Annotated in this window: 21 protein-coding genes and 1 riboswitch; of the genes, 7 read left to right on the top strand and 14 right to left on the bottom strand. The window is 62.9% G+C overall.

Annotated features, from left to right (window positions below):
- Position 1 precedes the first annotated feature (1 nt).
- The gene (locus tag F2P46_RS14140) at positions 2-892 is read right to left on the bottom strand and encodes a MipA/OmpV family protein (protein ID WP_166890509.1); all 891 of its coding nucleotides are present in this window, start codon (positions 890-892) and stop codon (positions 2-4) included.
- Between the two features lie 56 nt (positions 893-948).
- Entirely contained in the window at positions 949-2307 is a 1359-nt protein-coding gene (locus tag F2P46_RS37660) for a hypothetical protein (RefSeq protein ID WP_229509276.1), read from the bottom strand.
- A 232-nt stretch (positions 2308-2539) separates the two neighbouring features.
- On the opposite strand from F2P46_RS37660, the gene F2P46_RS14130 reads away from it, so the two are divergent.
- The gene (locus F2P46_RS14130; protein ID WP_166890505.1) at positions 2540-3838 is read left to right on the top strand and encodes an ATP-binding protein; all 1299 of its coding nucleotides are present in this window, start codon (positions 2540-2542) and stop codon (positions 3836-3838) included.
- Positions 3839-4070: 232 nt separating this feature from the next.
- Here F2P46_RS14130 and F2P46_RS14125 read toward each other — a convergent pair whose 3' ends face one another.
- The 4 genes from F2P46_RS14125 to F2P46_RS14110 all read right to left on the bottom strand — a co-directional run bounded on the left by F2P46_RS14125 (position 4071) and on the right by F2P46_RS14110 (position 8109).
- Positions 4071-4385, bottom strand: a complete 315-nt coding sequence (locus tag F2P46_RS14125) for a hypothetical protein (protein WP_166890502.1) — start codon at positions 4383-4385, stop codon at positions 4071-4073.
- Positions 4382-5089, bottom strand: coding sequence for a thiol:disulfide interchange protein DsbA/DsbL (locus tag F2P46_RS14120; RefSeq protein ID WP_166890499.1), 708 nt, complete (start codon positions 5087-5089; stop codon positions 4382-4384). Before F2P46_RS14120 ends, F2P46_RS14125 begins: the two co-directional genes overlap by 4 nt.
- Positions 5090-5209: 120 nt before the next feature.
- Entirely contained in the window at positions 5210-6124 is a 915-nt protein-coding gene (locus F2P46_RS14115) for a cobalamin-binding protein (protein ID WP_166890496.1), read from the bottom strand.
- Complete coding sequence (locus F2P46_RS14110; RefSeq protein ID WP_166890493.1) at positions 6124-8109, bottom strand: TonB-dependent receptor; 1986 nt, start codon at positions 8107-8109, stop codon at positions 6124-6126. The genes F2P46_RS14115 and F2P46_RS14110 overlap by 1 nt, the downstream gene beginning before the upstream one ends.
- A gap of 75 nt (positions 8110-8184) precedes the next feature.
- A riboswitch (cobalamin riboswitch) is annotated at positions 8185-8332 on the bottom strand.
- A 126-nt stretch (positions 8333-8458) separates the two neighbouring features.
- Here F2P46_RS14110 and F2P46_RS14105 point away from each other — a divergent pair.
- Together F2P46_RS14105 and F2P46_RS14100 are read left to right on the top strand one after the other, a co-directional pair.
- The gene (locus F2P46_RS14105; protein WP_208296621.1) at positions 8459-10543 is read left to right on the top strand and encodes a M1 family metallopeptidase; all 2085 of its coding nucleotides are present in this window, start codon (positions 8459-8461) and stop codon (positions 10541-10543) included.
- Entirely contained in the window at positions 10543-11421 is an 879-nt protein-coding gene (locus F2P46_RS14100; protein WP_166890490.1) for a hypothetical protein, read from the top strand. The genes F2P46_RS14105 and F2P46_RS14100 overlap by 1 nt, the downstream gene beginning before the upstream one ends.
- A gap of 114 nt (positions 11422-11535) precedes the next feature.
- Here F2P46_RS14100 and F2P46_RS14095 read toward each other — a convergent pair whose 3' ends face one another.
- On the bottom strand, positions 11536-11925 hold the full coding sequence (locus F2P46_RS14095) for a hypothetical protein (RefSeq protein WP_166890488.1): 390 nt from the start codon (positions 11923-11925) through the stop codon (positions 11536-11538).
- A 245-nt stretch (positions 11926-12170) separates the two neighbouring features.
- Between F2P46_RS14095 and F2P46_RS14090 the strand changes: the two genes are divergently transcribed.
- On the top strand, positions 12171-12989 hold the full coding sequence (locus F2P46_RS14090) for a class III extradiol ring-cleavage dioxygenase (protein ID WP_166890485.1): 819 nt from the start codon (positions 12171-12173) through the stop codon (positions 12987-12989).
- Positions 12990-13047: 58 nt separating this feature from the next.
- On the opposite strand, the gene F2P46_RS14085 is transcribed toward F2P46_RS14090, so the two are convergent.
- From F2P46_RS14085 to F2P46_RS14070, 4 genes are all read right to left on the bottom strand, one after another.
- On the bottom strand, positions 13048-14247 hold the full coding sequence (locus F2P46_RS14085) for a hypothetical protein (RefSeq protein ID WP_166890482.1): 1200 nt from the start codon (positions 14245-14247) through the stop codon (positions 13048-13050).
- A gap of 42 nt (positions 14248-14289) precedes the next feature.
- Positions 14290-15177: a hypothetical protein gene (locus F2P46_RS14080; RefSeq protein ID WP_166890480.1), complete on the bottom strand. Its 888-nt coding sequence runs from the start codon at positions 15175-15177 to the stop codon at positions 14290-14292.
- Between the two features lie 403 nt (positions 15178-15580).
- The gene (locus F2P46_RS14075; RefSeq protein ID WP_166890477.1) at positions 15581-16663 is read right to left on the bottom strand and encodes an expansin EXLX1 family cellulose-binding protein; all 1083 of its coding nucleotides are present in this window, start codon (positions 16661-16663) and stop codon (positions 15581-15583) included.
- Between the two features lie 182 nt (positions 16664-16845).
- The gene (locus F2P46_RS14070) at positions 16846-17397 is read right to left on the bottom strand and encodes a hypothetical protein (protein ID WP_166890474.1); all 552 of its coding nucleotides are present in this window, start codon (positions 17395-17397) and stop codon (positions 16846-16848) included.
- A 74-nt stretch (positions 17398-17471) separates the two neighbouring features.
- Here F2P46_RS14070 and F2P46_RS14065 point away from each other — a divergent pair, with 74 nt between their 5' ends.
- Together F2P46_RS14065 and F2P46_RS14060 are read left to right on the top strand one after the other, a co-directional pair.
- A complete protein-coding gene (locus tag F2P46_RS14065) occupies positions 17472-18011 on the top strand; it encodes an energy transducer TonB (RefSeq protein ID WP_166890471.1) in 540 nt (179 codons plus the stop codon).
- On the top strand, positions 18008-19546 hold the full coding sequence (locus F2P46_RS14060) for a tetratricopeptide repeat protein (protein WP_166890468.1): 1539 nt from the start codon (positions 18008-18010) through the stop codon (positions 19544-19546). Before F2P46_RS14065 ends, F2P46_RS14060 begins: the two co-directional genes overlap by 4 nt.
- Positions 19547-19570: 24 nt before the next feature.
- Here the strand turns inward: F2P46_RS14060 and F2P46_RS14055 are convergent, their stop codons facing one another.
- From F2P46_RS14055 to F2P46_RS14045, 3 genes are all read right to left on the bottom strand, one after another.
- Positions 19571-19969, bottom strand: a complete 399-nt coding sequence (locus F2P46_RS14055; RefSeq protein ID WP_166890466.1) for a hypothetical protein — start codon at positions 19967-19969, stop codon at positions 19571-19573.
- Between the two features lie 200 nt (positions 19970-20169).
- Positions 20170-21117, bottom strand: a complete 948-nt coding sequence (gene ylqF, locus F2P46_RS14050) for a ribosome biogenesis GTPase YlqF (protein ID WP_166890463.1) — start codon at positions 21115-21117, stop codon at positions 20170-20172.
- Positions 21118-21196: 79 nt separating this feature from the next.
- Positions 21197-22129, bottom strand: coding sequence for a histone deacetylase family protein (locus F2P46_RS14045; protein ID WP_166890460.1), 933 nt, complete (start codon positions 22127-22129; stop codon positions 21197-21199).
- Between the two features lie 176 nt (positions 22130-22305).
- On the opposite strand from F2P46_RS14045, the gene F2P46_RS14040 reads away from it, so the two are divergent.
- Positions 22306-23226 (top strand): MoxR family ATPase, encoded by a 921-nt coding sequence (locus tag F2P46_RS14040; RefSeq protein ID WP_166890458.1) that lies wholly within the window; start codon positions 22306-22308, stop codon positions 23224-23226.
- Positions 23227-23231 lie beyond the last annotated feature (5 nt).

The following is a 23231-nucleotide window of genomic DNA, read 5'->3' as shown; positions in this document are numbered from 1 at the left end:
ATCAGAACCGGTAAGCGAGGGCGGTGGTCACGACAAAACCGTTGGGGCGCTCCACCAGCGGGCTCTTGCGCGCGTCGCCCAGCACGCGGGTTGCTTGCACGTTGTTAATGAGCAGCCAGGACGGCGTCAGCGACCAGTGCCAGCGCACCCCGGCGCTGGCGCCGTTGATGCCGGCGCCGGGCGCATACGCGCGGTTGCCGCTACGGACCGACTCGTCCGGCGTGACGCCGAAAAAACTGGTGTTGTAGCTGCGGTTGACCACGCTAACGCCGGCCGCCAGCGCCACCCGGTGATGCGGCGACGATTGCACCATCACGCGCTGGATGCCCAGGTTCCAGACGACGCCGTCGGAGCCCTTGCCGGCGCCAAGCAGGACATTGTTGGTCAGGCGCACATCGGGACTGAGATACACATTCACGAAGCCGCCCACCTGCAGGCGCGCGTCGACCACGTCCATGCCGGACAGGCGGTTGGGGCCGGCGTTGCGCGCGTTCTTGCCGGGCTGCCCCAGGGTCGGCTCCCCCTCCGGCGCCAGCGACGAGGTATTCACGATCATGGAATTGAGCGAAGCGCCGCCGAGGGCGGCCCCGTTGCCCGATTCGCTGCGCCGCGCCTGGACCGCCAGCAGCGGCCCGAATTCGAGCGAGGGCTGATCCGACAGATGGATTCCGGCATTCATACCGGAAAGGAAGACGCCATTGCTCCATTCGCCCTGCAGCACCGGCACCGCCATGCGGCGCGGGCGGCGCGCGCCGTCGTACGCCGGGGCCGACACGAAGCCGATCCCGACGTACATGTCGCGGCTGCCGTCCGGCATTGGATTGACGGCCGGGGTGCGGGCACAGGCGGGGGCGCAAGCCGCGCCGAGCAGGAAGGTCAGCAAGATTTTCATACATGGGTCCGGCCCGACGGCACGCTGGTGCGCGCCGCCGGGTAGCGGAAACAGCCCTAGAGGTAACGCGATTGGCTCGAAAACACCACCGGCTCATCCGAGCGCGGCATCTTGACCAGGTGTACCGGGTCGGTGAACGCCGTGGTACACGCAGCCGCGAAGTTCGGCCCCGGCGAATAGTTCACGCTGGCCACGTGCAGCTTGCCGCCTTCGCGGTAGACGCTCTCGATCTTGCTGTAGAAACAACCGCTGTAACCGCCCACGCCAAAGACGGCGACCACCATGTCCTTGGTGAAATCGATCAGCGGCGGCGCTTCACGGGTGGTCACCTTGCGCCAGATCATGGACATGGTGCCGGCATCCTTGATCACGTAGTTTTGCAGCCCCTGGGTGTTCGCATAGTCGCTCCGGTACACTTCGGTGAACGGTACTTCCAGGGTCGTGATCTTGACGAAGTCGACCACGGCGTTGACGCGCGGCACCACGATCATCTGCATCGGGTTGGCCACCACGGCAATGCACACCATGGCCGGATCGGGATCCTTGCGCTCGTAATAGATCACCAGGTGGTCGTCGACGGCGGCGGCGCGACGCACGCCGAAGCTGGCGCAGGCCGAGTCATTGCCGCCGAACAAAGCGATCACCATCTCGGTGCGGAAGTCGACCTTGGGCGCGGCCGGGGCCGGACTGCGGTTCGCGCTGTGCTCGGCCCACAGGGCGTCGAGCGCGGCCTGGTCGCGCACCACCACGTTGCGCGCGGTGGTGATGCCGGAGAAGCGGTCGCTGGCGATGGTCTTGAAATCCACGCTCAGTCCATTTGCCGGGAGGAATTTAACTTCTTGAGCAACATGGTCAGGTCCGATCTTGTCGACAAATCCAAAATTACCGGCCTTGGCGGCCATGATGTCGAACTGGGGCACCATGGCCGGGTCGGCGCATTGCGTTTTGGGGCCGGCGATCGTCCACGCGAGGCTGCAAATTTGCTTGCCGGAAGCCAGGTTGCTCAGTTCGACGCGGTAGCCGTTGTCGGGGCAGTCGCCCGACTGGACCGACAACACATCTTTCTTGTCGATCAGGAAGAGCGAATTGGTCCTGTTGGCGCAGGTGGCCGTCTGGGCGCGCTTGATGAACGGCTCGATCCCGATGATCGGTTCCACAAGCGGCGTCGGCGTCGGCGTCGGCGTCGGCGTTGGCGTTGGCGTTGGCGTTGGTGTCGGCGTCGGCGTTGGGGTCGGCGTTGGGGTCGGCGTTGGCGTTGGCGTCGGGGTTGGGGTTGGCGTTGGCGGCGGCGTCACGACGATATCGGGCTGGGTCTGGGATGGGGCGGGCGTGCTGTCGCCACCGCCGCCGCAACCGCCGAGCGCAATGGCGCCGGCCAGCGGGAAACAGGATAAAACGCGAATCAAAACAGACATGGCAAATCCTTTCAAGATAGTTAGCAAGGCCCGCCGGAACAGACACGACGGGCAGACCGACTGCGAGTAAGAACATAATAACGACAAGCGCGCCACAATTCCGCCAACATCTGTCCCCCATTTGTCACTTATTTGTAATACCGCGATCCGCGCCGCTCTTATACAATGCTGCGCAAGGAGAAGCGATAGCTATGGCAACAGTTCTTGAACACAGTTGTGGCGGGAAGCGCGCGTGAACCGCATCTTTTTCCGCTTCTTCGTGCTGGTGATGCTGTCGATCACGGTCGCGACGTTTGCCATCTATTTCACCATCAGCCGCCTGTTCGGCGACCCGCTCGACGACATCGCGCGGCGCCAGGCGGCGGCCCAGATTTTCCTGCTAGAACAATATATCGACAAAGCCCCCGCCAACGAGTGGCTGGTGCGCCTGAACAAGGTGCGCGAAGTGTCCGACGTCCAGCTCGACCTGGTGCCGCTGGCCAGCGTCCGTTCCTCGGTGCCGGCCAAGCAGCATGCCGCACTCGACCGCGGCGAACTGGTGCTCGACACCGCCCACAAGGCGTTTTACCGCCGCGTCGACCTGCATGGCGAAAGCTATATCGGCAGCGCCGCAGAAGTCATCCACGCGCACGAATTGCCGATCGACATAGGCCTGGCGCTGGAGATGGAAGCGGTGCGCTATGTGATCGTGGCGCTGTTCTTGCTGGTGCCGGCCGCGCTGTGGTCGCGCTCGCACTGGCTGGGGCTGCAGGCGCTCTCGCGCGTGGCCGACGAGGTCGGCGCCGGACAACTGGCGGCGCGCGCCGACTTCAAGCCGCGCGCGTCCATCTATCCGCTGGCCGAGCGCTTCAACCACATGGCCGGGCGCATCGAAGGCTTGCTCGACGCCCAGAAAAACCTGCTCCATTCCGTCTCGCACGAACTGCGCACGCCGATTGCGCGGCTGGAGTTCGCGCTCGAACTGCTGCGCTCGGCAGCGGGCGATCCGGCGCTCGAAGCGCGCATCGTGGCGATGGAAGGCGACGTCGCCGAGCTGAACGGCCTGGTCAATGAACTGCTGAGCATGATCCGGCTCGACAGCCGCCAGGCGCTGCAACAAGCGGACTTCGAGCTGGCCCCGGCGCTGCTGGGCTGCGTGGACACGCTCGACCCGCTGGCGGCGCAGCCCGAGGTCCGGCTCGACAGCGCGCTGGGCAGCATGAGCGGCGACCGCCGCCTGCTGGTGCGGGCGGTGGGCAATCTGCTCAGGAATGCGCAAAAGTACGGCAACGGCCAGATCGCCCTGTCGGCGCGCCGCACGGACGGGGTGGAAATCGTGGTGGAAGACGATGGTCCGGGCATTCCCGAAGGGGAACGCGGCAAGGTGTTCGAACCGTTCTACCGGCTCGACCGCAGCCGCGACCGCAGCACGGGCGGGTTCGGACTGGGATTGTCGATTGCGCAGAAAGCGGTGGCGCTGCATGGCGGCACCATTGCGGTGGAGCAGTCGGAGATGGGTGGCGCGCGCTTCGTGATCGCCTTGCCGGCTTGAGGGGAAGGCGTGCACGCCGTCGCTCCCGCGCCAGGGAGGCTGTCTCAAAACGCTAAAATCACCGCTAGGCGGTAGACTCTTATCCGTCATTCCCGCGCAGGCGGGAATCCCATTCCGTGGCATAGCAGCGAACTTGGATTCCCGCCTGCGCGGGAATGACGGTTCTGGAGGTGGTAGGCGTTGAACGCGTCCCTTTTGAGACAGCCTCCAGGACGGGAACGACGGCGAAGGCTTACTTCTCCTGCGGACTCAAATGGGTAATCCCATACCAGAGATGCTGCCACCAATGCTCGCGCGAGCTGACCACCTGCAGGCAGCGCATATCGATCTCGCCCTTGAACACCGGATCGGCGCATTGCTTGGTCATCAAGGCGTGGCGCTGGTTTTCGGCATTGACGATGGCAATCGCAAACCACACCACCACGCTGCACAGCACCACCACCAGGCTCCACGCCAACTGGTTGATCCAGTTGCGCTCGAACAAATCCTCCACTACCGGGCGCGAGCCGTCGTAGATTTTCAGGAGTTTTTCTTCAGGATCGCTCATTTGCCGGCAGGTTTCGCAGTTGTTTTTGCAGGGGCGGCGGCGCCCTTCTCTTTCTGCACCCTGGCCACCAGCGCGTCAAGCGTTTGCTGGACCGCCGGATACACCGTCGCCTGGACCAGGGACGGATTGGCGCCACCAATCGACGATGGCGAGGTCAGGAAACGACCGTCGATCACCAGGGTCGGCGCGCCGTCGATCTTGTAGTTGCTCATCACTTGCGACGCGCTTTTCAGCTTGGTCAGCACGCCGAAGGAGTTCCAGTATTCCATGAACTTGGCCTTGTCGACGCCCTGCTTCGGAATCCACTCGAGAATGGCGTCGTCCTTGTTCAGGCGCAGGCGCTCGATGTGGAAGGCGCGCAGCACTTTCGGATGCATTTCCTCGGCCTTGCCCATCGCCTCGAGCGTCAGGTGCAAATGCGCCTCGGGATCGTTGGGACCGCTCACCGGGAAGTGAACGCGGCGAAAGACGATATTGTCGCCCTGCTTTTTGACCCACTCGGCCAGGTGCGGTTCCAGCGCGTTGCAGGCCGGGCAGTGGTACATGAAAAATTCGATGACTTCCACTTTTTTACCGACGGTCTTGGTCGGCTGCGGGCTCGCCAGCGTGACATATTCGGCACCGTCTTTAGGATCGGCGGGCGAAGCGAACGCCGTGGTGGCAACCAGGCTGGCGACGGCCAGAGCAATACGCAGGAAACGCATAAATATCCTTCATGTTTAAGTTGAGACGACGATCGCGAGATTACCACTTTTTGCGGCAGGCCCCCGGCCAAGGTCCAGCATTTTACAATGCGTTGCAAATGCCGTCGCGGCTGGGCCGGATCACAGCGAGATCACCGTCGGTAAACGGCGCGCCTGGCCGCGCCGTTGACGCGCCAGTTCGAGTTTTTCGCACAGGATGGCGGCGCCCTGGACCAGGCGCGGCCCGGGCCGGGTCAGCAATTCGCCATCGAGCGTGAATAAATTGCCATTACGCACCGCCAACAGGGTCTTGTACGGCGCCCACATTGCCAGCCCCGCGTCCGACGGGTCGTGCGGCACGCTGGCGACCAGCGCTTCCGGATTGGCCTGCAACACCGCCTCGATCCCGACCGACGGCGCCTTGACCGCCAGCGCGGCGAAAATATTCTCGCCGCCGCACAGGGCAATCGCGTCGCTGGCCACCTGCTGGCCGTTGAGGGTGTACAGCGGCTTGTCCCAGACCTGGTAAAACACCTTGACCGGGGAGCGCTTGCCATAACGGGCGCCCAGGGCCGCGATATCGGCCTGGAACGATGCCGCCGCCGCGCGCGCCACCGTGTCGGTGCCGAGCAGCTGGCCGAAACGCAGCATGCTGTCGGCCACCTGGCCAAGGCGCGCCGGCTCGCTGTGGAACATCGGAATGCCGAGCTGGCGCAACTGCTCCAGCTGGCGCGCCGTGTTCCCGCTCTGCCAGACCACCAGCAGGTCCGGTTTGAGCGCCAGCACGCGTTCGATATCGATCTGGCTGTTGTCGCCCACCAGCGGGATCGTCCTGGCCGCCGCCGGGTAATCGCTGTAGCTCATCGCCCCGACAATGCGTGCGCCGCCACCGGCCGCGAACAGCAGCTCGGTGATGTGCGGCGCCATCGAGACGATGCGCTTTGCCGGCGCGTCCAGGACCACGCGCCGGCCGGCGTCGTCCACCACCGTGACCGGGGCGGCGCCGGCAAGGCCGGCCCACAGGGCCAGCGCGGCGACGGCGAGGCGCTGGCCCATCAGAAGTCGTAGCGCGCCGAGACCTTCACCTGGCGTCCGTCGGCCGGATAGATGCCGCTGTTGCAGCCGAAGGCATTGCTGGTGTAGCGCTTGTCGGCCAGGTTCAGGCCGGCCACGGCGAACTCCCAGGCGCCCATCTGGCGCGCATAACGCGCGTCGAAAGTGGTGGCCGACGAGATGCGCACGCCGCAGGTGTTGGCAAAGTCGGCGCCGAAGCGCTGCTTGCCGGCCCACTGGGCGCCGATGTCGGCACTATGGCCATTGCCCGGCGCCCAGGCCAGGCGCGCCGAGACCACGTTCTTCGGCACCAGCACCATCTCGCTGCCGGCGTTGCGCCCTGCGGTGAAGCGCGCCCGCACGTACTGCCAGTTGCCGCTCACGCGCCAGTCGCGCGCGATGCTGGCATGCAGGTCGACTTCCACCCCTTTGCGCTGGGTCGGATCGAGGTTGGTGTTGGCGCCGTAACCGCCGTTCGCGCTCGGGTCGTAAAAGATCTCGTTGCGCAGCTGGTGGCGGAACATGCGCGCGCTCGCGCCCAGGCTCGCGCTGCCGTAGACAAGGCCCAGTTCCAGGTCGCGCGAGGTTTGCGGCGCCAGCAAGCCGGGCGAGGAACGGTAGCCGTTTTCATCGACGTTGGCCACGCGGTAGCTGCGTCCGGCCTTGGCGTACAGGTTCACGGCCGGCATGACGTCGACACTGCCCTGCACTTCCCATGCGTTGAGGGTTTGCTTGCTGTCGTAAGGCTTGGCGAAGGCGAGCGTATCGGTCGCGTCCTTCTCGAAGCGCTCGCGGCGCGCACCCACAGCCACGCGGGCCTTGTGCTCGCCGCCGAAGGTAAGTTCATCGCGCAGGTACAGCGCCTTTGACTTTTGCGCCGCGTCCGCGTTCGAATAATCCGAATCGGTCACGCGCGTCCATTTGACCAGGTCGATGCCGGCCACCAGTTCGTTGAGCATGGCGCCCATTGGCGCCAGGTGGCGCACGCGCGGCGAGAATTGCGTCTGCACGCTCTCGTAGGTCGCCTTCGATGCCACGCGCGCGCCGTCGAGCGTGTAGAAATAGGTCGAACGGGCGGTGCGCTCGCGGCGCGACAGCTCGGCGGCCAGGTCGACGGCGCCGATGCGCTGCTCGGCAAACGCGGTCAGGCGGTCCGAGTCGAGCGCGCCGACATCGTCCGGGGTACTTTCCTCGCGCGGCGTATGGCGGAACTGCCAGGCGCTCAGGGCGCCCGGAAGCTCCGACTCCTGGCGCGCCCGGTCGTAACGCACGCCAGCGCGGCCGCCCTGGTAAGCCCACTGGGCGCCGCCGCTGAAGGTATCGAGCTCGAACGCGTTGTGGTCGCGGTAGTTGTCGGTGCGGGCGCTGCCGACCGAGGCGTCGAGCGCAAAACCGTTCCACGACTGGGCCAGCGCGGCGCGCAGGTCGCGCAGGCCGAACTGGCCCATTTCGGCGCGCAGCATGCCGCGCCGGCCGTTCGCTTGCGGGCGTTTTGTGACGATGTGGATCACGCCGCCGGTGGCGCCTTCGCCATACAGCACGCTGGCGCCGCCGCGGATGATTTCGATGCGCTCGACCGTCTCGATCGGAATCGACGACAGGGTCGCATTGTTCAATTCACTCTCGGACATGCGCACGCCGTCGAGCGTGACGACCATGTTCTGGCTGCTGTTGGTGCCGAAGCCGCGCAAGTCGAGGCTGAAATCGGGCGAACCGTCCAGGCTCTGGCGGCCGTACACGCCGCCGATCTTGCGGATGGCCTGGTTGACGTCGGCCGCGCCGGCGCGGCGGATGTCGTCTGCGCTGATGACGGTCGCGCCGATCGGAGCGAGCGCCGGATCGCTGGCGAAGCGCGCACCGGTGATGGTTACTTCAGGCAGGGCCTGGGCCGCCAGCGCGGCGCCGGAGGCAAAACACAGGGACAGGGCGGAAGCCAGCGCGAGCGGCCTGGCGGAGAGCGCGCGGCGCGGCGATACTGCAAAAATCATGATGTCGTCTTCAGAAAATGAGTCCTGGCCTGCGTCCCCGCAAGCCGGATTGCACGGACCGACGCGCGATGCGGCATCGTGTCCACCTGTTTTGGCCGGTATCCGGGCTGGCAAGGCGCTCATGGCGCGCCTGGCTTACCGTTGCGGGGGCAGCACACTGGGTGTTTCCCGTTTAACTGCCGGCGTGAAGACGCGGGCTGGCACCAAAACTGCGCCATTATAATCGGAGTCGCCATCCGGACTGCGTGGCGGCGCGCGTTGTGGCATGCTGTGCGGCGCGCCGGCCGCCCGGCAAACCCCGCATTTACCCTTTTATCGAGTCAGCGCCGGCGGCGGCGCAGGAGAACGCATGCAAGCCCGAACCCGAACCATGGCCCTCAAGGCGATGCTGCTCGCCGCTGCCGCCGTCGCCGGCGCCGAACTGTTGGCGCAGGCCGACATCAGCATCACGCCGATCCCCGAACCGGTGACCGATGTCGGGATCGGCTTCGCCCTGCCGTCGGCCGGCGCGGTGAGCGTGCCGAGCGCCCCGGACGCGTGGGGCGGACCGCGCACCGGCAGCGAGCCGACCCTGTCGGAGCGCGTGGTCGATTACCAGATCGAAGCGACGCTCGACCCGGTCGCGCACACGATCGACGGCAAGCAAAAGCTCACCTGGCGCAACCGCAGCAAGGAGACCGTGCGCAGCGTCTACCTGCACCTGTACATGAACGCCTTCAAGAGCGCGGGCAGCACCTACTTCACCGAGCAGCGCGAGGCCGGCAATGATGCCACCATCCGGCCTGGCGAGTGGGGCGATATTTCGCTGCGCAGCGTGACCCAGGGCGGGGCCAAGGTCGGCTGGTCGTTTGTTCATCCCGACAACGGCCCCGCCAGCGACCAGACCGTGGTGCGCTTCGACCTGCCGGCGCCGGTGGCGCCGGGCGCCTCCACCAGTGTCGACATCGCCTTCTTGACCCGCCTGCCGCGCGTGGTGTGCGACACCGGCTACTTCGGCAGCTTTCACCTGGTGGCCCAGTGGTTCCCCAAGATCGGCGTGCTCGAACTGCCCGGCGAACGCGGCGCCACGCGCGCGCGCTGGAACGTGCACGAGTACCATCACGAGTCCGAGTTCTACGCCGACTTCGGGCGCTACGACGTCAAGCTCACCGTGCCCAAGGGCTATACGGTGGGCGCCACGGGCGAGCTGCAAGGGGCGCCGGCCGAACGCGGCGGCATGCTGACCCACCACTACGTGCAGGGCGACGTCCACGACTTCGCCTGGACCGCCGACAAGCGCACCGCGCCGCCCCTGCGCGCTACCTGGAGCGCGCAGGGCAGCGCCCAGGTAGCGTTGACGGTGCTGTTCCCGCCCGACCGTGCGGCCAGCGCCGCGCCGGCGCTCAAGGCCGCCACCGATGCGCTGAGCTATTTTTCGAAGACCCTCGGCCCGTATCCGTACAAAACGCTGACCATCGTGATCCCGCCGTTCAACGCCGATGACGCCGGCGGCATGGAGTACCCGACCTTCATCACCGCCACCGGCCACGACAAGGTGGTGCCCGGCACGGCCGGCGCCTTCGACCTCGATTTCGTCACCATCCACGAAGTCGGCCACGGCTACTTTTACGGCATCGTCGCGTCCAACGAATTCGAGGAGCCGATGCTCGACGAAGGCCTGAACGAATACTGGGACTACCGCATGCTGCGCGAGAGCGGCCAGCAGGTGTATCCGGGCCCGCGCTGGCTCAAGGCGCTCGGCCTGGCGCCCGGTTTCAAGGGCTTCGATGTCGAACGCCACGACGCCCCGCGTCACGAACCGGCCGACCCGATCGGGCAGAACGCCCACATGCGCTTGCAGGGCATCGGCCCGGTGTACGTGCGCAGCGCCACCATGCTGCGCGACCTGGAAGAGCGCATCGGCAAGGAGGCGACCGAACGCGCCTTCAAGGAATACTACAAGCGCTGGAAGTTCCGCCATCCGAGCATCGCCGACCTGCGCGAAACGCTGGCCGAGGTAAGCGGCCAGCGCGCCGCCGTGTACGCGGCGTTCGCGCAGCAGGTGTACGCCGCAGCCAGCGTGGACGACCGCATCTCGCGCTTTTCGAGCGAGGAAGAAGTCGCCGCCAAGGCCGGCGCCGCGCGCCCGTGGCGCACCAGCGTCACCTTGCAGCGGCGCGGCGCGCCGGTGGCGCAAAGCCTGCTGGTCAAATTTGCCGACGGCAGCAGCGAGACCGTGGTGTGGGACGACCAGCAGCGCTGGCGCACCTTCAGTTGGGTCAAGCCGGCCAGGGCGGTATCGGCCGAACTCGATCCCAGGCGCCAGCACTACCTCGACACCAGCAAACTCGATGACAGCCGCACACTGGCGCCCGATGGCAGCGCCTCGCGCAGATGGACGGGCGATGTGGCGGCGTTTTTCAACATCCTCTTTTCCCTGATTGCGACCGTGTGATGAACCAGACGCCCGCCTTTTCGATGGCATCCGTACCGCGTGCGGCGCGCGCGGCGCTGCAATGGCGCCTGCTGCTGCTGTGGACCCTGTGGATGCTCGTGCCAACCCTGATCCTGGCGCTGCCGGCCTGGCACCTGCTGTCGACGCACCTCGATTATTCGGTGCACGCGCAAACACTGGCGCGCGCGCTCGACATGACCGCCATCAGCGACCTGCTGGCCATCCACGGCCGCAACCAGGTGGCGTTCACCCAGGCCGGCGCCATGGCGCTGATCGCCACCTTGCTGATTTCGCCGATGCTCACGGGGATGGCGGCGACGGCGGCGCGGGCCGACAAGGCGCCCGGCTTTGCGGCGCTCACGCGCGGCGGCGTCGACTACTACGCGCCGATGCTGCGCATGCTGGGCTGGGGCGCGCTGCCGCTGGGCGCGGCGTTCATGGTTGGCAAGACCGCCATCGAAGCGGCAGCCATGCACGCCACCAGGGTCGCCGCGAGCGGCGAAGCGGCGCTGCCGATGATGCTGGCGCAAGCACTCACGGTGCTGCTGATGGGGCTTGCCGCGGCGTCGCTCGATGCCGGCCGCGCGTTCCTGGCGTACGACCCGCGCAAACGGGCCGCCTGGTCGGCCTGGCTGGCGGGCTGCACGCTGTTGGCGCGCCATCCGCTGGCCGCGCTGGGCTCCTATATCGGCATCAGCATCGTCGGCCTCGCGCTGGCCGCCCTGCTGTCGCTGGCGCGCGCCCACACGGCGGGCGTCGATGCACTGAGCTTTGCCGGGGCGCTGCTGCTCACGCAGGCGGCGGTCGTCGTCATCGGCTGGATGCGCAGCGCGCGCCTGTTCGCCCTGATCGACCTGGCGCGCACGCGCATGGCTTGATATAGCCGCTATTCACCGGTTTTGCGGTGATTGCCCTGGCACGGCAGGCGCCGGCTGGCTAAGCGGGACCGCCGCCGTACGCTGTCGCGAATATGCGTTTCCTTGTCAATAGAATTAATTGATAAAATTGTAATCAATAAAGAGTGTATGTCTTACTTTTTGGTCGCAAGAGCCTGAAAACAACAACGGGCTACCGCCTTCGTTCAATTGGAACTTCCTGGTGAGGAACCCATTGTGCGCCGTGACAGTGACAAATCGGACAATCAATGATTTATCGCTTTCACTAACAACCTCATGTACCGTCGATGTCATCGGAATGGCCTTGCCATCCAAATACTCATCTTCATGAATGATTGCACGGACGTTTGTTCCCTTCTTTTGCTCCGCATCCGGGGCGACATACGCTTCCTGGCTTGCGCATAGCATGCCAAACTGCACTGCTCCAACAAGTTCGTCTGCAAGCGGCAGGGGATACACGATAGCCATGAAAACAATGACGGTCATGCGCTTATCCCGGCTATACAGCATCCATGTGACGCCTTTGGCCACAATCCGGAGCACGAAGAACCAGATGAGTAGCAGTGCCAGATAATAAAGTCACATCAAATTCCTCTAAAAGAGCCCCGTTTTATTTGCCTAAGAAAACGCGCCACAGAACGCCATAGCCGCGAACGCATAGTAAATCATCGGGTTGAAAACGAGTGTACACGTCCGCATATGGAGGATACACATCAACTTCCGGTGCCAATATGAACACGCGTCTCCCAAGCTATTTCGTCTCGCACGGGGGCGGCCCGTGGCCGTTCATGAAGGAACAGTACGGCGACACCTACGCCGTGCTGGAAGCGTCGCTGGTCGACATGCGGCGCCAGGTCGGCGATGTCAAGCCGGCCGCGGTGCTGGTCATTTCCGGCCACTGGGAAGAACAGGAGCTGATGCTGTCGTCCGCCGCGCAGCCGCCGATGATCTACGATTACGGCGGTTTTCCGGCCCACACCTACCAGATCAAGTATCCGGCCCCCGGTTCGCCGCAACTGGCCGCACGCGCGGCCGACTTGCTGGCCGCAGCCGGGCATGCGGTCTCGCTCGATCCGCAGCGCGGTTTTGACCACGGCACGTTTTCGATGCTGTATCCGGTGTACCCGGAGGCCGACGTGCCGGTGGTGCAACTCTCGCTCAAACACGGCTTCGATCCGCTGACGCACGTGAAGATCGGGCGCGCGCTGGCGCCGCTGCGCGACGAGGGAGTTTTGATTATCGGCAGTGGCCTGAGCTACCATAACCTGCGCCAGTTCGGGCCGGAAGGCAGGCTGGCGTCGCACCAGTTCGACGACTGGCTGCAAATGGTCCTCAAGCTGCCGCCGTCGGAGCGCACCACCGCCCTGCTGCACTGGGGCCAGGCGCCGTACGCGCGCAACGCGCACCCGCGCGAAGAACACCTGATGCCGCTGATGGTGGCGCTGGGCGCGGCCGAAGCGGAGGATGCGGCGTGCGTGTATCACGAAGATGAATTTTTCGGCCACCTGGCGGTGTCGAGTTTTCGGTTCGGGGAACCGGTTCAAGGGTAGCGGCGGGCCCGCAGGGTATTCAGGCACCGCGAGGCGGCACTTGGGCGCGAATGCGGTTTTACCGTATGGCCTGTCCTTTTCGCAAGCGGTCCAACTGCTCTACGTTATCAAGTATTTTTTTCAACTTGACAGCGCTTAGCGGATCTGACTTCCTGGCAATGGCAAATGCAGCGTGAAGATGTGCATGTGCGTCCTGCGTTTCACGGACTGCTCCTATCCACTCTCTTGTGCCGGGAAACACGCCTATCCGTCCCGACTGTCCTCCAAACTCGGTGATCCCGGGAAGCATTCCTTTCCACTCACTTCGTCTATCTGAATACGGACGTACATTGAAAGGTCCACCGTACAATTCGGCGATCGTCTTATAGTCGCCCGGGGAAGGTTCAACAACGTTTTTTACACGACGACAAGGGTTGATTTTTGCCTCACGCAATATATAATACTTATCTTCGAAGTTATATTGCATAATTGAATCTATGTCGTAATCCCCTTTTACACCGTACGGTCGCCCAAACCGGGTGCCTGCAGTTAAAGGCAGTGGTTCCAGATTCAGCATATAGTCGTTACCGGAGATGTTATAGTCGGTAGCAAACTTCTCCAAATCAATCCAGTCGGCGCACTGGCCCGCCTGAAATTCGTGCATCAATCCAAATGCGTGACCAAATTCATGCCTTACCGTAAAATTAAGATGGGCAAGATTCCTTTCTTCCAGCGCTTTCGCGGTCTTGGGTAAATTCATGGTAATTGCGTATCGCGCCGTCTCTGGCTTACCATAGGGAACAAAATCGCTCTGCTGGCCAATCAGGGACCAGCTTTCGTATCGGTATTGGCCTGCTTCATATTTGTCTTCCACACCTATCGGTGATAAGGCAATGCGAATATCACCACTGTCGACATCCGTACAGGCCCGTGGAATACCAGGGGCGCTGTACAGCGACAAAGTCAAGCGCGCATGCCCATTCCAACGGGCGGCACTTTCGGCAACTGCTATCTGCTCCGGCAAGCTGCCATTCCAGAAGCAGACATTCAGAACGCTCTTGCTCGTCCATACGTTTGCTTCTAAAAAAATCGACCTCCCGGCCAATACCCCATTAGCAGATGAGGCCGATGCCGTCATATCCTCGCTCGTGGCGTCCAATCCCTTCTTGATGAGCACCTCCAACCGATGCGCCGGACTGTCCGGCCTGATCTGATCGCTCGCTAATGCTTCCGAGAACAGTACGCACGATGCAGTTAAGAGGATATGACGGATACGCATTTTTCTTCCCCTTATGAAAAATATGTGGTATCCAACAAGTATCTATTTGGCTTTGCCGACTTCACCAATTTGTTTGGCGATTTCGTTTGCCACTTCCAACCCGTAGTTGGGATTTGCCATGCCATCGGTTTTAACCGATACACCGCACTGCGAATGCATGCTAATGGAGCCCTTGTACGGAAACTGGACGGACTGAATGAGAAATGGATCTGCGATCCTGAACGACTTGACCAGTACCCGTTTATCCGGGTATGTAATCGTCAATTTCAGATCGCGGCATGCTGAGTAATAAAAATTACTTGTTTCGATATTCCAGGGATACTTTTCAGTTTCCACAGCATCAAAAGGCGGCTTCCCTATCTCCAAGGTGATACAGCTAGTCTCCATGTTATTTTCTTCAAAGTTATAAGGAATGATTTTTCGCTTATCAGCGAGAAATCGGCTGACGTCGATAGTAACTGGCGAGGTAATAAATTTTTTGCAAGAAGCTGGGCTTTTCTCATCGGGGCTGAGACCTGCGATCCCCATCAACTGCACTAGCAGCCCGCCACCCTTGCTGATAAAATCCTTAAGATTTTCTGTCGTCTCGCTGCCGACGGACGAAACGCGGTCGGTATTCTCAGCTTTGACGATATTGACTTTTGTCGTGGTGCGGAAAGAATTTTTCGGTTCGATCCCGACCTTAAAATCCCGAGCCTCGACGGGTTCTGCGGCAATGCTATAGACCAGCAGCGGCGTTGATTTCTCGGATGATTTTGTTTCCTGCGGAGTAATTGTAATCACCGTCGTATTCAGATAGTAACTGTCAGTTATCTTATCTTTAACTAGCGCATACCCTTCCCTGGTTTCCAATTTATGATAAGTAATTTTAGGAACCGACGCGCATCCACTCAACACCATTACCAAAACAATCACAGAAAGACGTTCCATCTCATCTCCAATCGCTTCAAGTTAGGCTCTTTCTCGCTGTTTCGTCGCGAAATAGAGAATTCTTATTAAATGTGAAGTCGAACTGGATTGATCATACATTGAAAATGGATAATAAAATAGCTACGGTTGTTGTAATAAAAATACAGTTTGTCGATTGATGGCGTAGGTCTTGTAAATATGCGCTGGAATTCTTCGTTTTGGCAATTTTCAACAACCACGCTCGGCACAACGCCACGTCCGCTACGAGGCAGCCGGTTCAATGGGTGCGAAGCACATCCAAGGATCTGGTCGATAAGCCTGTGTCCACAGCGGTATCCAAATTCAGAATTGCCTGATACGACATTGCGCGAACATCGTCAGGAAGGCACAGTGGCGCGGCACCCGCGCCACTGATCTCGTCAGGTCAGAACTGGTTGCTGCCCTTGACGACCAGGCCACCCTGCGGCTCGGGCAGCGTTTGCATCAGCGTTGCGCCGCCAAGACCGGTAATCCGGACCTGCATCGGGCCGGGCGCAATCGCGCTTGGATAGACGAAGTAGTTGTATTCCTCGCGCTTGACGGCGATCCAGTTGGCGCTGCCGTTCGGACGGATTTCCAGCTTCGTGATCGGCAGGCGGTGATTGAGCACCTGGATGCCCTGCCAGTAGATGGTGCTGCCTTCCTTGTAGCGGTAGCTGACCGTTCCGGTGGTCTCGCCGGCCACCACGTTCCAGCTGATCGGCACCCGGCCCGCGCTTTTTTCGGCCACTTTGACGAAGGCTTGCTCACTCAGGTCGATGTCGCCCGGTTTGCACTCCGGGCAGCGGTCGGTGATTCTCACCGTGACCTTGCCTTTGGGGCCGGTGACGGCCACGTACTCGCCGCACGCCGCGCTGTTGGCGTAATCGGTCTGGTTCATGGCGGCGACCATCAGGTTGTCCGGGCTCGCGTCGTAGCTGCAATTACCCTCGCCCGTTGCGCCGTAAAACGTGCCTTCGCCTTTGTAGGTGGGAGACAGTGCGCCGGGTGATGGCGTCGGCGTCGGCGTTGGCGTTGGCGTCGGCGTTGGCGTTGGCGTTGGCGTTGGCGTTGGCGTTGGTGTCGGTGTCGGTGTCGGTGTCGGTGTCGGTGTCGGTGTCGGTGTTGGTGTCGGCGTTGGTGTTGGCGTCACGGCATCCGTCGCGCAAAAGCCGGCCGCCTCCATCGACGACTTGCCGGCGATGGTTTTGTTCCAATCGAGCCCGCCGGTGAAGACGATCGCGCCGCCGGACTGCTTGCCTACCGCATTCCACAGCGACGTTACCGTGCCGCGTACCGGCATCGAACCGCTCCACTGCACCGCCTCCGCATTCGGATTGAATACCTTCACGATGGCGCAGTAACCGCCTGCCCATGGATTGTTGACGACGTACGTGAGCGACACCGGCGTGGCCGCCTGGGCGGCGCCGGCGAACAAACCGGCGACGAGGGTTTGACAAATGAGGGTGGGACGCAGCATGAATCGCATGTGGACTCCATTTCGGTTGACGTAATCGGTGGCGCCAGCTCTGGCGCCCTCTAGCGACGAATTCATCAACCGGCAGTCCGGTGCTCAGGACGATCAGTCAACCATCAGCCGCTCTGAAATCGTTTGCACGATCCACGCATTAGGCTTGATAGTTGAACAAAAGTCAATTCTTTGCTGTTCGCTCAGCGGTTCTGGAAGTCGTCGAAGCGTTCGAACAGGTCTTCCAGGATGTCGTCCTGATCCATTTTCTGGCCGCTGACGGGACGCAGGCCGGGCGTCATGAAGCTGATCATTTTCTTCTTGCCGATCATGCTGATATTGCCGCCGACATAAGTGAGGAAGAAAATGGCTTTCCATCCGCGCCCTGCCTGTTTTACCGGCGCATCCGGTTTCAGATGCAGCACGATATTGAGAATATCGCCGGGAATGGTCGGAAACGGATTGCCGGCCCAGATCTTGTCGACATCGGAAAATGGCACGGTCAGGCCGCCTTCATAAGCGACGCCGTCGTCGCTGACGGTGATCACGGTGCGCTTGCCATTCATCGTCAAATGAAAAAACGCCGCTGCGAACATATAAACCGCGCAAAAAGCCATGACGGCGCCCAGGCCCATGCTGATCTGCTTGACGAAGGAGAAAATGCCGATCACCCCAACGGCGGCACCCAGCACAATGGCCCAGTAACCAAACGATTTGGAATCGGTATAAGCAATCGGAGGACGCGTTTGATTCATATAAACTCCACTAAAAATGGCGCGAAGTATAACATTTTAATGAATGACAAGTATTCCCCCGCGCCCCGCTAATAATGCAGGGCGTCTTTACATCGCCGCGTTTCACCTTTCCCTTGCATAAATACATCATTGATATATTTCTTGTAAATCCGGGGCCTGATGCCGGCGGCGCTGCGCGCTATAATCGCCGCATGCAAATACACAAGCAAGCATGCGCCGCGCTCGTCCTGTCCGTGGCGGCAGCGTTACCGACAGCCGCTGCCAGGGCCAAGCCGGTTGTCACGGCGGCCGTCGCCCCCGCCGTGCGCCCCTTCGTGCCGCGCTTTGCACGCGTCGAACAATCCGCCGAGCCGGTCTCGTTCGATGCATGCGAAAAGCCGTATTATCCCAATGACTCGGTGCGGGATAACGAAACCGGCACGGTCAACGTGTGGTTCAAGATTGCCGCGGATGGGACGATCCTGAAAAAGTCCATCGCACGCAGCAGCGGGTTCCGCAAGCTCGACAACGCGGCACTTGCCGGTTTCCTGACCTGCAAATTTCGCCCGGCGACAATCAATGGCAAGCCTGTCCGCGGTTATGGCGGGAGCCGTTTCGTCTTCTCGCTCGAATGAAGCACATTCTCGCCCTGGCGCTCTGCCTGCCCGTGTGCGCCGTTGGCGCGGAGCAGCGCGCGCTGACATCGTTTCATTGCGAATCGCGCAATTCGGCGCAGCGGCCGGGCCTGCAGGCGCATGCCATGGCCCCCCTCACCGAACTGGCCGTCAAACATGGCCTGATAAAGGCGGACCTGGCCAATGTGGATGCCATCCAAACCCTTGCACTGGTTCAGTTTAGCCGTGAACGTTTTACCGAATCGGCCGCCACGACAAAGATCGTGAGCGGCATCTGGGAGCGACAGAAGCCGTCGGTCGAATTGGCCGCGCGCATCAGGCAACAGGCCCAACGATATCATCGGCAAACCGACTGCGACGGCGCGCAAGCCTTGTACACCATCGCTCTCGGCATGGCGTCCGGGTCCGCCGGTGACCGCCATCTTGTTACCATCGGCATCATGAGCGACCTGACGAAGTTGTATCGCGTCAACAGGCAGGCGTCACTGGCCGCGCCGCTGTATCAGCGGATTGCCGCCGCGCTGGCGGCCGCGCCGGCGCTCGGCGCGCAAGAGCCCGCGTTATACCTCGATCTGAGCGAGTTGGCCTACCGCTACCGCGCTTTCGACATGGCGGAGCACTACGCGCGCACGGCGCTGCGCCATATCGACACCGGCGCGGCGGCGCACGCGGGCGCGTTGATCGGTGCGCTCAATGAACACGCCGCCGCGCTGTATGCCCTGGGGCGCCTGGACGAGGGCGACAAGCAGCGCGAGCGCGCCCGCCAGCTGGTCGCGGCCACCGGCCGCAAGCGCCAGGTGGCGGCTTTGTCGCCGCTGGAGCAAGAGGGCGGCGTGCTCGCCCTGTACCGGCGCGGCGACCTCGCGGGCGCCATCGGGAAGATGGACGAGCAGTTGCGGGCGGCGCAGGCGAAGCAAGCGAGCCTGGCGGGAGCCTTGACTCGACTTGAGAGCGCTCCCGCGCGTACGGCGGCCGATGGCGAACCGGCGCGGCAACGCGCCCTCGATGCGGCGCGCGGCGAGATGTTCGCGCAGCAAAATGCCCTCATTTTCCTGCTGATTTCATCGGGTGAGCTGTATTACAGCCAGCAAGGGCTGGACCAGGCGGAGGCGCAGTATCGCCGGGCCCTGGCATTATTGAAAGATAGAAAGTCGGACAACTCGCCCCTGGTCGGCCATGCCTCGTATGGCCTTGGCGTCCTGCTGCGCTCCAGGGGCATGCTGGCGCAAGCCGAGCAGCTCCAGCAGAGCGCGTACGCGATCGCCGAGCAGGACCTGGGCGCCGATCATCCGAACGCGGTCGAGGCACGCCTCGAACTGGCGGACCTGGCGGCCGCGCAGGGCAAGCTGGCGGAAGCGGGCGCACACTACACGGCGCTGGTGGCAATCGCCAGGCAACACGCCGGCGGCACGCGGGATGACGCCATGTTGGTCGCCAGCTTGAACAGCCTGGCGGCGCTGTATGCCCGCCAAGGCAGGAACGCCGCAGCCAGGGCCATCAAAGCGGAGCTGGCGACCTTGAACAGCGCTAAATAGGCGCAGCGCGAGAACAATGGTGGTTCAGCGCTGTTGAAACGCCTCGAAGCGGCCGAACAATTCGGCGCTGACGTCGTCGTCGTTCTGCATCTTGCCGCCCATGATGCGCAAGCCCGGGGTCATGAAGCAAAACATCCTGCGCTTGCCGACGAAGCTGATATTGCCGTACACATGCGACAACATAAAGGACCTGCGCAAGCTGCGCCCGCCCTGTTTGACCGGCACCTCCGGCCCCACGTAAAAGATAATCGACAGGCACTGCACCGGCATCTGGCCGAATTGCTCCGTCACGGTGATGTTCTCGACATCGCGGAAAGCGATAATAGTTCCATCGGCAAAACTGACGCCCTCGTCGCCGACCGTCATCGACGCCTGCTTGCCATTGCTGGCAAACTGGCAAATGCACATCACGGCGGCCCACACGCCGAGCGCCAGGAAAAAGGCCGCAAAGCCCTTCTCGCCCTGAGTGAGCGCGCGCGCCCAAGGCGATGATGATCGCGCTTGACGGCAGCAACATCCATGCAAGCTGCCTGGTGTCGGTATAGATCGTAGGGGGACGCGCTGCATGCATGGGAAGCTCCATTCGAAAGCCCTTCCGGATTTTCCGGAGAGGCGATCATTCGTCAGGTACCGCGCTTGCCGCGCGCCGAATTGGCCGCTTTTTCGGCCGCGATGGCCGCTGCCTTGGCCGCCTTGGCCGCCATCTCGGCCGCGTGCTGGGCCAGGCGCACGGCGCGCGTTTCCGGCGTTTCGAGGCTGATGCGCCCGAGCGCGCCGGTGCGGTAATCCTGCAGGAAGATGTGCGAGGCTTTTTCGAAATCGAGGTCGCCGCCCTTCTGGCGGTAGCCGCGCCGCGCCGCCACACCTTCGACCACGGCGATGCCGTCCATGCCTTCGGTCTTGAAGCCATAGCGCGCGGTCAGCAGCGCCGGATAGCGCACCAGCAGTTCGTCAGCCAAGAACACCGCCACTTCATCTTCGATGAGGGCGTTCGAGCCGATGGCGTGGCTGGCGGCCAGCATCAGGCCATCGCTGGCGAGCGCGATTTTCGGCCACAGCATGCCGGGGGTATCGACCAGGATGATGTTCTTGCCGAGGTAAAGCTTCTGCTGCATCTTGGTCACGGCCGGCTCGTCGCCCACCTTGGCCACCTTCTTTTTCAGCAGCGCGTTCATGAGCGTCGATTTACCGACGTTGGGAATACCCATGATCATGATGCGCAGCGGCTTGGTCGGCACGCCCCGGTGCGGCGCCAGCGACTGGCACAGGTCCGGGATTTTGGCCACGTCGCCCGGCTTCTTGGTGGTCATGGCGTAGGCGGTCACGCCTTCCTGGGCGTTGTAGTAGGCGTTCCAGGCGGCGGTGGCGGCCGGATCGGCCAGGTCGACCTTGTTGAGGATCTTGAGGCAGGGACGCTGGCGGAACAGGCGCAGTTCCTCGACCATGGGGTTGCAGCTCGCCTCGGGCAGGCGCGCGTCGAGCACCTCGATCACCAGATCGGTGTTCTCCATCTGTTCGGCCGCCTTCTTGCGGGCGGCGTTCATGTGGCCCGGGTACCATTGTATCGACATGCTGTGCTTTCGGAATTCTCGTTTAAGGCGCTATTTTACCGGGGGCTGGCCCGGTGCGCCGTAAATCGGGCGAATGCGGCTACTCCAGCTCGGCCAATACCTTGATATGCGCCGCCACGCTGCGCCCCAGCGCCGACAGGTTGTAGCCGCCTTCCAGGCAGCTGACGATGCGCCCTTGCGCGTACAGGCGCGCCACGGTCATCACTTCGCGCGTGATCCAGGCGTAATCGGCTTCGACCAGGCCCATGCCGCCGACGTCGTCCTCGCGGTGGGCGTCGAAGCCGGCCGAAATGAAGATCATCTCGGGCTTGAAGTCGTGCAGCGCCGGCAGCCAGTGCTCGGTGACCAGCTTGCGCACCACGTCGCCGCCGCTGCGCGCGGGCACCGGAATGTTCACGCAGGTGGCCGTTTGCGGCTCCGGCTCGGTGTACGGATAAAACGGATGCTGGAAAAAACTGGCCATCAGCACGCGCGGATCGTCGCGAAACGATTCGGCGGTGCCGTTACCGTGATGGACGTCGAAGTCGATGATCGCCACCCGCGCCAGGCCGTGCGAGTCGAGCGCGTGGCGCGCGGCGATGGCCACGTTGTTAAACAGGCAGAAGCCCATCGGCTCGGTCGGCAGCGCGTGGTGGCCGGGCGGGCGGATAGCGCAGAAGGCGTTGGAAATGCTGCCTGCGATGACCGCGTCGGTGGCGGCCAGCGCGGCGCCGGCGGCGCGCAGGGCCGCCTGGTAGCTGTGCGAACAGAGCGAGGTGTCGCCATCGAGCGGATACACATCGCCTTCGGTGGTGGGCGTATTGTCGCGCACCAGCGCGATCGCTTCCAGGGTGTGATTGCGGCCGATGGCGGGAATTTCGGCCAGCGGCGCCTCGCGCCGCTCGACCAGGCCATCGATGCGGGCCAGGATCAATTGGTCTTCGATCGCCTGCAGGCGCGCGGGCGACTCCGGATGCCATTCGCCCATGTCGTGGCGGCTGCAATCGGGGTGGCTGTAAATGGCTGTGCTCATGTGCGTGATTTCATTAGCGGCGTCATCAATGTTGCACCGGAAACGCCGTTCTCGCATAGAATCTTGGAGAAACGGGTCGTGATGACGCAGTAGTGGTGCCGAAGGCGCTAATCTACCATGCCGTGCCCCACGCCGGTGCGCACGACCACCCACCGCACACTGTAAAGATAACCGCCATGTTCAAAAAGATGCACGCCGTCGCCCGCCAGGTCAGCCAGATTGTCGTCGGCAAGGACTTGCAGGTGCGCCAGGCGCTGACCTGCCTGCTGGCCAACGGCCACCTGCTGATCGAAGACGTGCCCGGTGTCGGCAAGACCACCCTGGCGCACGCGCTGGCGATCTCGCTGGGCCTTAAATTCAACCGCGTGCAGTTCACCAGCGACCTGCTGCCGGCCGACGTGGCCGGCATTTCGGTGTACGAACGCGAAAAGAACGGCTTCGTGTTCCATCCGGGCCCGATCTTCACGCAAGTGCTGCTGGCCGACGAAATCAACCGCGCCACGCCCAAGACCCAATCGGGCCTGTTAGAGGCGATGGAAGAGCGCCAGGTGACCGCCGACGGGGTCACGCGTGCCCTGCCGGCGCCGTTTTTCGTCATCGCCACGCAAAATCCGCTGCACCAGGTGGGCACCTTCGCGCTGCCCGAGTCGCAGCTGGACCGCTTTTTGATGTGCCTTTCGCTCGGCTACCCCGACGCCGCCGCCGAACGCGCGCTGCTGATGGGCGAGGACCGCCGCAGCATGCTCAAGACCTTGCCGGCGGCCATGCAGCCGGCCGAACTGACGGTGGCGCAAAAGGCGCTGCGCGAGATCCATACCTCGGCCTCGCTGATCGACTATGTGCAGGCGCTGGCGCAGGCCTCGCGCCAGAACGGCATGTTTGCCGAAGGCTTGTCGCCGCGCGCCGCGATCGCGCTGCTGCAGGCCGCGCGCGCCTGGGCCGCCATGGAAGGGCGCGACCACGTGGTGCCGGAAGATATCCAGGCGGTGCTGGTGCCGGTGTGCGCGCACCGCCTGCGTCCCTTGAAGTCGGCGCACGGGGTGGCGCTGGCCAGCCGCGACCTGGTCCTGCAATTGCAGAAATCCGTGCCGGTGTGAGGCAA

The organism is Massilia sp. CCM 8734 (genome assembly GCF_011682155.1).
Taxonomy (GTDB): Bacteria; Pseudomonadota; Gammaproteobacteria; order Burkholderiales; family Burkholderiaceae_D; genus Telluria_A; species Telluria_A rubra.
The sequence above is the reverse complement of the archived record's forward strand: the minus strand, read 5'-3'. Positions and strand labels throughout refer to the sequence as shown.